The sequence below is a fragment of the Halobacillus sp. AWM4_238 genome, assembly GCF_056158265.1.
In genome coordinates this window covers 1,024,187-1,035,747 of record NZ_JBSWSY010000002.1, presented here as the reverse complement: position 1 = coordinate 1,035,747, position 11,561 = coordinate 1,024,187, and the positions used below count along the sequence as shown (strand labels likewise).

Here is an 11,561-nt window from a genome sequence, read left to right as displayed (position 1 = left end):
TCAGCATCCCCCTCTTCTAAGGATCACTTCCTCCTCCTCGGAAAAGGGGGATTTGTTTTGCGCTGAATGGATAGGGTTAGAGGAAGCAGAAGTCATACTCATAGAAAGAAAGGAGGATGTTGCTCGGTGTATATTCAAAACAGTCCTTATCGACAAACGTATGCCTCAGAGACGGCGCAGGCGAAATTTTTAAGCTGTCCACTTGCTCCCAACTTGAAAGGAACCATCCAATTTTACCAAATGCCGTATGGGGTTGAGGTTTTTGTACAAGTGGAAGGGCTGCCTAAGTTTAAAAAGCCGAAAACCGGGAAGCAAGTGGGACCTCACGGATTTCACATCCATGAAAAAGGGGTTTGCGAAATCGGGGATGGGAAGGAACCTTTTGTCTCTGCCGGGGAACATTGGAATCCAGATAAGCAGCCGCACGGCAATCACGCGGGAGATTTCCCTGTGTTGTTTTCCAATCAGGGAAGAGCGCGGATGATTTTTTTCACAGATCGGTTTAAGGTTCAAGACATCATTGGAAAATCGGTTATTATCCATGAAGGACCTGATGACTATCAGTCCCAACCTAGTGGTGATTCAGGCAAAAGAATCGCTTGTGCCATTATAGAAAGATCTTGATGAAATGGAATATTTGGTCTCTTCTCTGTATATACTAGTCGTGAAACGTTCATAGCAAGCTCTGCTTGACTTCACCGGTGAGGCATAGTATAGTATATAAAAGGATAAAATTTACCAATATTCTGAAGTTCGCACTTCCAATCACCTATTATAAAGAGTGATCAATCCATTATTGGTACTTTTTATAATATGTGATTTTTTCATTATTGCAAAACGCATATTAATTTTTGAAACATTGGAGGATCCATCCCTATGAAAACAGGTACAGTGAAGTGGTTTAACGCGGAAAAAGGTTTTGGTTTTATCGAGGTTGAAGGTGAAGATGATGTATTTGTACACTTCAGCGCGATCAACGAAGAAGGCTTCAAGTCTCTAGAGGAAGGTCAAGCTGTAGAGTTTGAAGTGACAGAAGGAAATCGCGGACCACAAGCTGCAAACGTCACGAAACTATAATAAAAAATAGAAAGAGACTGGCTTTTGTAGGTCAGTCTCTTTTATATCATGACATTCTAAAGGGGGGGCTACGCCGATGGCTTTCGGAAAGAAAAATCAGGCTGAAATCAAAGAGGAAGATACTAAGATTTGGGTTTGTACATCTGATGACTGCAACTGTTGGATGAGAGACAACTTCAGAACCAATGATAACAAGAAGTGTCCAATGTGTGGAAGTGATATGGAAGAAGAAAACAAAGTGCTTCAAGTCGTAGAAAACAATAGTTTATACTATAAATCAGAATCATAAGACATAAAGCGGTTGCTTCTCAGGCAACCGCTTTTTCTTATTCTTAGATCCCAGGGAGGAGAGACGATGAACCAAAAAGTAAAGCAGATGCTTGAAACAAAACAAATGTTAAGAAAGAATTCGCTTTCGACTGTTTTGGACAAGTTTGATGGGGAGATCATGGCACTAACAGAGAAAGAGCGAAAAAAGAAATACAACAAAATGAAAGCCGATCCATATAGCTTTTTCAGAGGAAGTGCCTACTTGTTCTTTCATGATACAACAGATCTGCCGTTTACCTTTCATACACGTAAAGATCGACCGACATGGATCATGGGGGATTTACATTTCAACAATTTCAGTGTCTTTCAAAACGAGAACAAGCAAATTGTCTTTGATGTAGACGATTTCGATGAAGGATACCTTGGTTCTTATCTTTTTGACGTTTTACGCATGGTCGTTAGTATTCGTTTAATGATGCATTCCCTTTCGTATGACGAAGAAGCTAAGGAGCAAATGGTTCATCGTTACTTGAAAACATATGTGAAGCAAATGCAGGCCTACCATGAGCGAGACATCAGTCCGGAAAACGTTCAGTTTACAAAAGAGTCTGCGAAAGGCCCTGTAAAGAAGGCGATAAAAAAAGCGGAGGAAAGAAGCTTGTCGCACGAACTCGAAAAGCAGACCATCATCAACCATGATTCTATTCGGTCCTTTGATATCGGCAAGGACAAACTGTCTTCTGTCCCTAAACACGAAAAAAGATTGTTGGAACGAGCGTGGGACGATTATTATCATTCTCTGGATGATAAGAAGAAGAAACCGAAGGACTATTACCGAATGAAAGATGTCGTCAAAAAGACAGGAGCAGGCATTGGATCGACCGGTTTACAGAGGTATTACATTCTTATAGAAGGAGAGAGTCATGCCGAACATGAGGATGATATTATCCTTGAAGCGAAAGAGGCACGGACCCCTGTACCGGCTTACTTTTTCCCTTACGATGAGGCCTTCTGGAACGATCATAAGCATCAGGGAAGAAGAGTCATTCACACGCAACAGGCCATGCACCATCTCTCTGATCCATTTCTCGGGTATTTCACAATGGACGGGAAAGACTTTTACGTGCGGGAACGATCGCCTTTTTCCAAGGATGTGAAGGAAAAGCATTTAACGGATCTGAAGTCAGTTAAACAAACGGTGAAGACCATGGCTAAAGTGAGTGCGAAAATCCATGCAAGAGCGGACGTGGACATTGATGAGGGAATCCTCGACTATCATAGTGAGGATAGCATCATGGAAGCGGTGGGGACGGAGAAAAAGAGGTTCCGACAGCAACTCAGCTTATGGGCGGACCATTATGAGAAAAAGGTGTATGAAGATTATGATCTGTTTCTTGAGTGGGGATCTGAGCGTGGATATTTTTAATATCTGTGACGGCTATCATCCGAAGCTCAAGAATGATATAATTTCTATGTTATAGAAACGAGAGTACTGGAGGATTATCAAATGTTAACAGTAAACAATGTCAGTCTTCGATTCGGCGACCAAAAGTTGTTTGAAGACGTAAATATAAAATTCACCCCTGGCAACTGCTATGGATTGATCGGTGCGAACGGAGCAGGAAAATCTACATTCCTAAAGATTTTGAGCGGTGAGATTGAAGCTCAAACGGGTGATGTAAGCTTGAAGAAAGACCAGCGTTTAGCTGTCTTGAAACAAAACCACTTCGAATATGATGAATACCAAGTACTTGAAACCGTCATTATGGGTCATACACGTCTGTATGAGGTCATGAAAGAAAAAGATGCCATCTATATGAAAGGCGACTTCTCAGAGGAAGATGGGATGCGCGCAGCAGAACTCGAAGGAGAGTTCGCTGAAATGAACGGATGGGAAGCGGATTCTGATGCCGCCCGCCTTTTGAAAGGATTAGGCATTGGCGAAGAGCTTCATGATAAGAAAATGAGTGAATTACAAGGATCAGAAAAAGTGAAGATTCTTCTCGCTCAAGCCTTGTTCGGTAACCCGGATGTTCTTCTTCTCGATGAGCCGACCAACCACCTGGATATCAAAGCGATTCAATGGTTGGAAGACTTTTTGATTGATTTTGAAAATACAGTTATTGTCGTTTCACACGACCGTCACTTCTTGAACAATGTCTGTACACATATCGCAGACCTTGACTTTGGAAAAATCCAAGTGTACGTCGGAAACTATGATTTCTGGTATGAATCCAGTCAATTGGCACAGAAAATGGCTGCTGAACAGAATAAGAAAAAAGAAGAGAAAATTAATGATTTGAAAGAGTTCATTGCGCGTTTCAGTGCCAATGCTTCCAAATCCAAACAAGCGACTTCCCGTAAAAAATTACTTGATAAAATTACACTGGATGACATACAACCATCTTCCAGAAAGTATCCTTACATCGCTTTCAATGCGGAACGCGAAATCGGGAATGATTTGCTAACGGTTGAAAACCTTTCTAAAACGGTCGATGGCGAAAAAGTATTGGACAATGTCAGCTTTACGCTTAATAAGGATGACAAAGTAGCTCTTGTTGGAGCGAATGAAGTGGCAAAAACGACACTATTCCAAATCCTTATGGGCGAAGTAGAACCGGATGAAGGCACGTATAAATGGGGGGTAACAACCTCTCAAAGTTACTTCCCTAAAGACAACTCGGAATTCTTCGAAGAATCGAACCTGAATCTTGTCGAGTGGCTGCGTCAGTACTCCCCAGAAGATGAAACAGAAACGTTTTTACGCAGCTTCCTTGGAAGGATGTTATTCTCCGGAGAAGAAGCGCTTAAGAAAGCGAATGTCCTTTCTGGTGGCGAAAAAGTACGCTGTATGCTGTCTAAAATGATGCTTTCAGGTGCAAACGTTCTTCTTCTAGATGAACCGACCAACCACCTGGATCTAGAATCCATCACTTCCTTGAACAAAGGACTGATCAATTTCAAAGGTTCCGTGATTTTTGCATCTCACGACCATGAGTTCATTCAGACTATTGCTAATCGAATCATTGAAATAACACCAAGTGGTAAGATTGTTGATAAAGAAATGACGTATGATGAGTTTTTGAATGATCCGGAAGTTCAAAAACAAGTGACAGCCAAATAAGAAAGAGAGAGAAGCACAGGTCCCTCGTGGATCTGTGCTTTTTTTCGATCAAATATGTTTTTTTCTATCATTTTCGGGTAAAAAAATCTATGAAAAGTCAATCCTTCACTTTGTAGAAAAATGACGAACGATAGAATAACGTGGGCATTTTTGACCGTTTCGCGGTGCAAATGCTCCTTTTGTAATGGCTATGAAATATGGATGTTATGTTTGCAAACAAACTGTTGCTTGTTTGTTCTTCATTTATTCTGAGATTCTGTTAATCTTGTAATTGTCAACGGATCACCTAAATACATAGGGATCGATCAATCAAGAGGAGGCAGAATTTCATGAAAAAAACTGTATTTTCTGTTGTAGCAACTGTCGCATTAACGGGAGCATTCGCCACTACGGTAAGTGCCCACGAAACGGAATATAAAATCAATAAAGGGGATACTCTTTGGGGAATCTCTCAAAAATATGACGTCAGCGTTCAAGATTTGAAAGCATGGAATGGACTCAATTCCAACCTAATTTATACAAACCAAACATTGAAAGTAGCACACGACTCTAAATCCGGCACACCTTCATCTACTACGTCTTCCAACACATCCACTTACACAGTGAAGTCTGGAGACACGTTGTACGCCATTTCTCAAAAATTCAATATTTCAGTCGATCAGCTGATGGCGTGGAACAACCTGACTTCCACCCTCATCTATCCTGGTGAACAGTTCAAAGTTGATGGACAGGCTGTACAAACGTCTGCTCCAAGTTCAAATAGCAGCTCAAACAGTAGTTCTAGCAACAGCACGTCAACAGCAACACAAACGAGCACAAATCAGGATACAAGCAACGATGTAGTAAAAGAATTTACAGCTGAAGCTACGGCTTATACGGCTTATTGCACAGGATGCAGCGGTGTAACTGCCATAGGAATCGATTTGCGTGCAAACCCTAACCAAAAAGTAATCGCTGTAGACCCGAACGTCATTCCACTTGGATCTAAAGTTTATGTAGAAGGTTACGGAACTGCGATTGCTGGTGATACTGGAGGCGCGATCAATGGCAACCGAATTGATATTTTCATGCCATCCCGTGAAGATGCGCTTGACTTCGGTAGACGCTCAGTCAAAGTTCAAGTTCTAGCCGACTAATCCCATAGAGTGTAAAACTCCTTTCTGTGAATTGCAGAAAGGAGTTTTTTTATGCGGTTTATTTTGAGTTCTGGGGACTTATTGGTAGACTGTAGACAATTGTTAAAGAAGGGAGAGGTATAGATGAGAGCGATTGTACACGAAGGAAAAGAAGGGTTTGAGGGTTTAAAAGTAAAAGAAATGCCAGAGCGTCCACTCAGTGAGAACGAAGTGAGAGTGAAAGTACATACAGCAGGACTGAACCGGAGGGATGTGGCAGTAGTAACGAAGCGGCATAAAGCGGAAGATCCTGCTTTGATTCCTGGTTCAGATGCTTCTGGCATTGTAGAAGCTGTAGGAGCAGGTGTCACTAAATTTCAACCGGGTGACGAAGTTATTGTCAATCCTGGACTAGGCTGGCAGAATAACAGCGAGGCTCCTCCGGAAGGATTTGAAATTGTCGGTCTTCCCGATCACGGGACGTTCGCTGAGTACTACACGTGTACAGAGGACCATGTGGAACGAAAACCTGAGCATTTGTCTTTTGAAGAAGCTGGAGTGCTTCCATTAGCAGCACTGACTGCATATAGGGCCTTGTTTACAAGAGGGAATCTTGAAGCGGGTCAAACGGTCATGCTGCCGGGGATCGGAAGTGGGGTCCTCACCTTCTGCCTGAAGTTTGCAAAAGCGATCGGGGCAAGAGTCATCGTAACTTCCCGTTCAGTAAGCAAACAAAAAGAGGCTTTGAAACTTGGAGCAGACGTAGCAATTTCCACAGAGGAAAACTGGGAGGAGGCACTAGCATCAGAGCAAGTGGATTTACTCATCGAAAGCATCGGAAATGCTACATTCAACAAGTCATTGGATATTGTACGGAAGGGTGGAACGATTGTCACGTTCGGTTCGACTACAGAAGATGAAGTGACCATCAATATCCGCCAATTCTTTTACGGACAGTACAATCTGCTAGGCTCCACCATGGGGAGTGCAGAAGAATTGCGTGAGATGCTTGGCTTTATCAGCGAACACAAGATTAAACCTCAATTGGATAAGGTTTTTTCGATGGATCAGTACGAGGAAGCGTTTGAATACATCCAAAACACTAAAAATTTTGGTAAAATAGCCATTAAGCTGTAAACAAATTCCCATTCATACTTAGTAGTAACTCCGAATACTAAAACAAAAAACAATGACTAAGCGAACGAATGTGCGTATAATTGGACAATTCATCCATCTTTTGTTGTAGAATGATAGAAAGACTTATGACAAGGGGTGGATGATTTTGTCTCATAAAAACAATCCGAAAAGATTCGCTTTAAACATGAGTGCTGCGCAATTTACGAAGTTCTATATCATGCACCTGTTACAAGTTCGTCAACCGATGATCAGTGAACATTTCAAAGCAGAGTTCAAGAAACTTACGAAGAACTGGATTCCCGCACCTTCCACATTACTAGATACCCTGCATGAAATGACAGAGCAAGGACTATTATACCGCAAAGAAGATTACAAATCCTATGATAAAAAAAGGCAAAAGGTTTACTGGTATTACCTTACCAATGAGGGAAAAGAAGAATTCGATGTGTTAAAGAAACGTTATAAGCTCTTATTTGAAGAGCAGATGCAAATACTAAAACAAATCATGGACGATGTGTACAAGTAAAGAAAGGTGAGCTTGCATTGAAACTAAGTGTGCTTGATCAAAGCCCTATATCCGAAGGGGACTCAGCTCAGACAGCGCTGCAACATTCAGTTGAATTGGCTAAATATACAGAAAGTATCGGATTTCACAGGTATTGGGTTGCCGAGCATCACAATACTAATGGTCTGGCTAGTACGTCTCCGGAGATACTTATATCCATGATTGCTCAATCCACGTGGAAGATTCGTGTTGGATCTGGAGGCGTTTTACTCCCACAATACAGTCCACTTAAAGTAGCCGAGAACTTCCGAATGTTAGAAGCTTTCTTCCCTGGAAGAATAGACCTTGGCCTAGGCCGATCACCAGGAGGCGGACCAAAGACAAGACTCGCCCTTACCGATGGGTATGAGAAGCCTCTCAGTTCTTTTTCAAGACAAGTGAAAGAACTGAAACAGTTTTTACAACAAACTACTCCAAAAGAGGATCCATTTTATGGAGTCAAAGCACGGCCGGAAACGAAGGAGCAGCCTGAACTGTGGGTTCTCGGCTTGACAGAGAGAGGCGCAAAACATGCAGCGCTGAACGGGACAGGGTTTACATTTGGTCATTTCATCAATCCTGATCATGGAAAGGCAGCGATCGGAACCTACAGAGAGCGCTTTAAAGACTTTGATATGAATGAATCAAAGGTGAATGTTTGTATTTTCGTCGTTTGCGGGGAAACTGAAGCACAGGCTGAGGAGTTGGCCACAAGTCAGGACCTGTGGTTGCTCCGTGTGGAAAAAGGTTTGGATACGCGAGTACCATCTATAGAAGTAGCTAAAGAATATCCTTATACAATAGAAGAGTTGGAGAAAGTTAGAAAAAACCGTAGACGCTGCATCATCGGCAATCCCGATCAAGTCAAAGCTCAATTAGAAGATCTCTCTGAAACCTACGGTACTGATGAGTTTTTGATCATTACGAATATCTTCGATTTCGAAGAAAAGAAAAAATCCTATCTCAGAATCGCTCAGGTTTTCAAAAAATAATCAAACTCCTTTATAGATAAGTTTCCTTTAGTGGAAGACTCTGCTTCGAGATGTTTGTGTGCCTTTAGGGGCTCCGGGAAACAGTTCGCTTTCTATCGGCGGTCAGACTCCTTAGGCTACGCTTCCGGGGTCTAACCGTTTCCCTACGCCCCTTGGCATAAGAGGATATCGAAACTACATCTTGGATAAGCTGCTTTACCTACAAGGCGTGGAGTATGCAAATTTCTATGGATACTATTCTAAATACGAAGCATGGTATAGAGATCATTATGTGTTACACCCATGTAGAAGAGGACGCTCTTTCATCCTACTCAGGCATGAAGCGTTATGCATCGAACTTTTAGGTCCTCAATACCCGACGTCGGGTGATTAATATTCTCCTCTTTATTTAATCATACAAGCTGATTCTTACAGAGGTGCTTTCGAGAGTCTCCCATAGCAAAGGGGCGGAGGGGAATGGCAAGACGCCTGCGGGAAGAGAGTGCTTGGTGAGACCCCACAGGACGAAGTCCGAGGAGGCTCGGGCGCGCTCCCGCGGAAAGCGAGCTATTCCCCGGATCCCCGATCCACTCACATAAACATCTCGAAATCAAGTCTTCAGGAATACTGCCAGATCTTTTGCTATAAGGCTCATATCCGCCTAATCATTACAGAGCTAAGTCTTTTACCCATACCGATTCCTGCCAGATTTCATATAAAGAAGTAAAGGGGGGAATTGGAATGAGTAAAGGATATGGTGGAGGCTTTGCGCTAATCGTTGTTTTGTTTATTCTCCTAATTATTGTAGGAGCTTCTTGGTGGTATTAAGCAAATCAAAGCGTGGCATGTGCCGCGCTTTTTCAGTTATAAATAAATCATTATTTTAAAATGGATCGATGTAAGCTATAATAAGTACCATTACGTCACGAAAAAGGATGAAATTACATGAAAGATGTCAATATATTGGGAACGGTCCAAAAAGGAAAAATGAAAAAGAAAATTACTGAAGGTTTCGTTGTTCAAATTCAAAATGAAGAACTAGTCTTACCAAATGAAAATGTATCCGAAGAAATTGAGCTGGATGAAAGCAAAGACATGTTTATTTATGAAAATAAAAAGGGACAAGCTTCTGTTACTCTGGAAGTCCCGGAAGTGACTAGAGACACGTATGGTTGGGCAGAAGTGGTGGAAGTTGTCCCAAATATGGGAGTATTCGTTGATATTGGTTTAAATGATAAAGATATTCTTGTTTCCTCCGATCATCTCCCGCTCCTTAAATCTGTCTGGCCAATAGAAGAAGACCACTTATTTGTCAGCCTGGAAATAGACAAAAAGGGACGTCTATTTGCAGAACCGATCTCTGAACAAGAAGTCATGGATGATCTGGAACCAGCACCTAAAGAAATGTTAGGACAAGAAGTGACCGCTCGTGTATACCGTGCAACGAAAGCAGGTTCCACTGTATTGACTGGAGAAGGGTACAGAGGGTTCGTTCACCCAAGTGAAAGGAAAGAAGAACCACGACTTGGACAGACCATCACAGCTAGAATCATTGATGTGAAAGACGATGGAACCATCAATTTATCTCTGCGCCCTCTAAAACAAGAAGGGATGAAGGAAGATGCAGAGATCATCTATGAATATTTACAAGAAAACGATGGCGTCATGTTCCTACATGATAAAAGTGATCCAGAAGACATCCGAAAAACCTTCAAAATCAGTAAATCAGCATTCAAGCGCGCCCTCGGACAATTGATGAAAGAAAGAAAAATTCTTCAAGAGAATGGAAAAACAGTAATCAATCACGATCGCACTTAAAACTTAGTAGTAACTCCGAAACCAAATAAAAAATAAAAACAAGCATCTAAGTCGTTTAGACAAAGGTGCTTGTTTTTATTTACACTCATTAATCTTCGTATTCCGCCTCTAAACCATGGCTATAAACCACTCTCAACTTAAATTCTTTATAGGTCTCATCAAGTCCAAAAACCCGCAAAACATCTTCAATCACTTCTTGTTCAGGTGAATCCTCATCAAAGCTAAGTTCCATGAAGTGAGGGGTGAGTTGATCCAACGCCTTTTCTCCTGAGATTTTTTCTTCACCGATTTCATGGATGACCGCTCGTATTTGAGAACCATTTGACTCATATTGTATTTCATAGGAAAGCGTATCTACATAATCAATTTCCAGGTTAAATGTTTGAAACGGAAGAGCTCTTCTTGCTTTATCCACCTTTTCACTTGTTTCAGCATTCATATCATTGATTGAATCGGTGGGGGGAGCCGTAGATAATGGCTGTTGTTCATAGTCCATCATCATTTGTTCTTCATTATTTTCAGCCGCACATCCACTTATGAAAATAAGGGTGATCGCTAGTACTGAGGTTACTGTTTTCATTCATGATCCCTCCATTCATTTCCTTTTCTTAGGATGGACGAATTTCACTGTTTTCATAACTTGTTTTCCATTTTATGAGCATTGTAATTTTTGAAAGATCGGACACATGGTAAAATGAAGATAATAACCCATGACAGCTAGGGAGGAGCAGGAATGAAAAAGATGACAGCAGCAACGATTAGCCTTCTGTTACTATTGAGTGTCGGTATGTTTTTCATTTTCAATAAAAATTCTGGAGCTTCTACAACCAGTGATTCTGGAGATGGCAAGAGAGTAGAGTTATATAACGGGGATATAGTTGAGTTTTCTGAGCAAGATTTAAAAAACAAACTGTCTGAGATTCAGTATGAGGTAACCCAACAGGATGGCACTGAAAAGCCGTTTGATAATGCGTTCTGGGACAATAAAGAAGAAGGTATCTATGTAGATCTACTTTCAGGGGAGCCTTTGTTCAGTTCTACAGATAAATATAAATCAGGCACAGGGTGGCCAAGTTTCACAAAACCGCTTGTTGAGAAAAACATCACCACTAAAGATGACCCAGGAATTTTCGGTATGAGAACAGAAGTACGAAGCACAGAAGGAGACAACCACCTCGGTCACGTTTTTGAAGATGGTCCGGAACCAACTGGTTTGAGATACTGTATGAATAGTGCTGCCATGGAGTTTATTCCTAAGCAGGAAATGAAGAGTCGTGGATATGATGAGTTTTTACACTTGTTTAAAGAAGAAGGGTGATTGTCCCTTCTTCTTTTTTATTGAAAATAAATCATATCAACCCTTACTAGACAACTACAATAATAATATTTATCAATTGATCGAAAGGAAGTATGTTCGAAGAGGGAGGATAAAGGGAAGAACCTTGACAAAAATACTGAGAACGATTATCATTTCCATATACAAAACTATTGAGACGTAGGTGAGA

13 protein-coding genes are annotated in these 11,561 nt (G+C 41.4%); 12 read left to right on the top strand and 1 reads right to left on the bottom strand.

Annotated elements, in window-relative coordinates:
- The first annotated feature begins 126 nt into the window (after nucleotides 1-126).
- The 11 genes from ACXACN_RS05275 (at nucleotide 127) to ACXACN_RS05225 (ending at nucleotide 10,056) form a co-directional block, all read left to right on the top strand.
- Nucleotides 127-624 carry a superoxide dismutase family protein gene (locus ACXACN_RS05275; RefSeq protein ID WP_474962849.1) on the top strand — a complete coding sequence of 166 codons (498 nt, stop codon included), beginning with the start codon at nucleotides 127-129 and terminating at the stop codon, nucleotides 622-624.
- Nucleotides 625-876: 252 nt separating this feature from the next.
- The gene (locus tag ACXACN_RS05270; protein WP_027954344.1) at nucleotides 877-1,077 is read left to right on the top strand and encodes a cold-shock protein; all 201 of its coding nucleotides are present in this window, start codon (nucleotides 877-879) and stop codon (nucleotides 1,075-1,077) included.
- A gap of 76 nt (nucleotides 1,078-1,153) precedes the next feature.
- Nucleotides 1,154-1,366 (top strand): cold-shock protein, encoded by a 213-nt coding sequence (locus ACXACN_RS05265; RefSeq protein WP_220583143.1) that lies wholly within the window; start codon nucleotides 1,154-1,156, stop codon nucleotides 1,364-1,366.
- Nucleotides 1,367-1,432: 66 nt separating this feature from the next.
- Nucleotides 1,433-2,773: a DUF2252 domain-containing protein gene (locus ACXACN_RS05260; RefSeq protein ID WP_474962847.1), complete on the top strand. Its 1,341-nt coding sequence runs from the start codon at nucleotides 1,433-1,435 to the stop codon at nucleotides 2,771-2,773.
- An 81-nt stretch (nucleotides 2,774-2,854) separates the two neighbouring features.
- The gene (locus ACXACN_RS05255; RefSeq protein ID WP_474962845.1) at nucleotides 2,855-4,471 is read left to right on the top strand and encodes an ABC-F family ATP-binding cassette domain-containing protein; all 1,617 of its coding nucleotides are present in this window, start codon (nucleotides 2,855-2,857) and stop codon (nucleotides 4,469-4,471) included.
- A 329-nt stretch (nucleotides 4,472-4,800) separates the two neighbouring features.
- Nucleotides 4,801-5,607 (top strand): 3D domain-containing protein, encoded by an 807-nt coding sequence (locus tag ACXACN_RS05250; protein WP_474962843.1) that lies wholly within the window; start codon nucleotides 4,801-4,803, stop codon nucleotides 5,605-5,607.
- Nucleotides 5,608-5,730: 123 nt separating this feature from the next.
- Nucleotides 5,731-6,723, top strand: coding sequence for a zinc-binding dehydrogenase (locus ACXACN_RS05245; RefSeq protein ID WP_474962842.1), 993 nt, complete (start codon nucleotides 5,731-5,733; stop codon nucleotides 6,721-6,723).
- Between the two features lie 139 nt (nucleotides 6,724-6,862).
- On the top strand, nucleotides 6,863-7,249 hold the full coding sequence (locus ACXACN_RS05240) for a hypothetical protein (RefSeq protein WP_474962840.1): 387 nt from the start codon (nucleotides 6,863-6,865) through the stop codon (nucleotides 7,247-7,249).
- Between the two features lie 17 nt (nucleotides 7,250-7,266).
- Nucleotides 7,267-8,259: an LLM class flavin-dependent oxidoreductase gene (locus ACXACN_RS05235; protein WP_474962839.1), complete on the top strand. Its 993-nt coding sequence runs from the start codon at nucleotides 7,267-7,269 to the stop codon at nucleotides 8,257-8,259.
- A gap of 720 nt (nucleotides 8,260-8,979) precedes the next feature.
- Nucleotides 8,980-9,066 carry a YjcZ family sporulation protein gene (locus tag ACXACN_RS05230; protein ID WP_008640034.1) on the top strand — a complete coding sequence of 29 codons (87 nt, stop codon included), beginning with the start codon at nucleotides 8,980-8,982 and terminating at the stop codon, nucleotides 9,064-9,066.
- A gap of 117 nt (nucleotides 9,067-9,183) precedes the next feature.
- Nucleotides 9,184-10,056 carry a CvfB family protein gene (locus tag ACXACN_RS05225; protein ID WP_474962837.1) on the top strand — a complete coding sequence of 291 codons (873 nt, stop codon included), beginning with the start codon at nucleotides 9,184-9,186 and terminating at the stop codon, nucleotides 10,054-10,056.
- Between the two features lie 88 nt (nucleotides 10,057-10,144).
- Here the strand turns inward: ACXACN_RS05225 and ACXACN_RS05220 are convergent, their stop codons facing one another.
- Complete coding sequence (locus tag ACXACN_RS05220) at nucleotides 10,145-10,636, bottom strand: YusW family protein (RefSeq protein ID WP_474962836.1); 492 nt, start codon at nucleotides 10,634-10,636, stop codon at nucleotides 10,145-10,147.
- A 153-nt stretch (nucleotides 10,637-10,789) separates the two neighbouring features.
- On the opposite strand from ACXACN_RS05220, the gene msrB reads away from it, so the two are divergent.
- On the top strand, nucleotides 10,790-11,374 hold the full coding sequence (msrB, locus tag ACXACN_RS05215; protein WP_474962835.1) for a peptide-methionine (R)-S-oxide reductase MsrB: 585 nt from the start codon (nucleotides 10,790-10,792) through the stop codon (nucleotides 11,372-11,374).
- Nucleotides 11,375-11,561: the final 187 nt, after the last annotated feature.

Bases quoted from the DNA above. Each gene is read 5' to 3' on its own strand.
- ACXACN_RS05270 (WP_027954344.1), top strand. From the start codon at position 877: ATGAAAACAGGTACAGTGAAGTGGTTTAACGCGGAAAAAGGTTTTGGT.
- ACXACN_RS05265 (WP_220583143.1), top strand. From the start codon at position 1,154: ATGGCTTTCGGAAAGAAAAATCAGGCTGAAATCAAAGAGGAAGATACT.
- ACXACN_RS05260 (WP_474962847.1), top strand. From the start codon at position 1,433: ATGAACCAAAAAGTAAAGCAGATGCTTGAAACAAAACAAATGTTAAGA.
- ACXACN_RS05255 (WP_474962845.1), top strand. From the start codon at position 2,855: ATGTTAACAGTAAACAATGTCAGTCTTCGATTCGGCGACCAAAAGTTG.
- ACXACN_RS05250 (WP_474962843.1), top strand. From the start codon at position 4,801: ATGAAAAAAACTGTATTTTCTGTTGTAGCAACTGTCGCATTAACGGGA.
- ACXACN_RS05245 (WP_474962842.1), top strand. From the start codon at position 5,731: ATGAGAGCGATTGTACACGAAGGAAAAGAAGGGTTTGAGGGTTTAAAA.
- ACXACN_RS05240 (WP_474962840.1), top strand. From the start codon at position 6,863: ATGATTTTGTCTCATAAAAACAATCCGAAAAGATTCGCTTTAAACATG.
- ACXACN_RS05230 (WP_008640034.1), top strand. From the start codon at position 8,980: ATGAGTAAAGGATATGGTGGAGGCTTTGCGCTAATCGTTGTTTTGTTT.
- ACXACN_RS05225 (WP_474962837.1), top strand. From the start codon at position 9,184: ATGAAAGATGTCAATATATTGGGAACGGTCCAAAAAGGAAAAATGAAA.
- ACXACN_RS05220 (WP_474962836.1), bottom strand. From the start codon at position 10,636: ATGAAAACAGTAACCTCAGTACTAGCGATCACCCTTATTTTCATAAGT.
- msrB (WP_474962835.1), top strand. From the start codon at position 10,790: ATGAAAAAGATGACAGCAGCAACGATTAGCCTTCTGTTACTATTGAGT.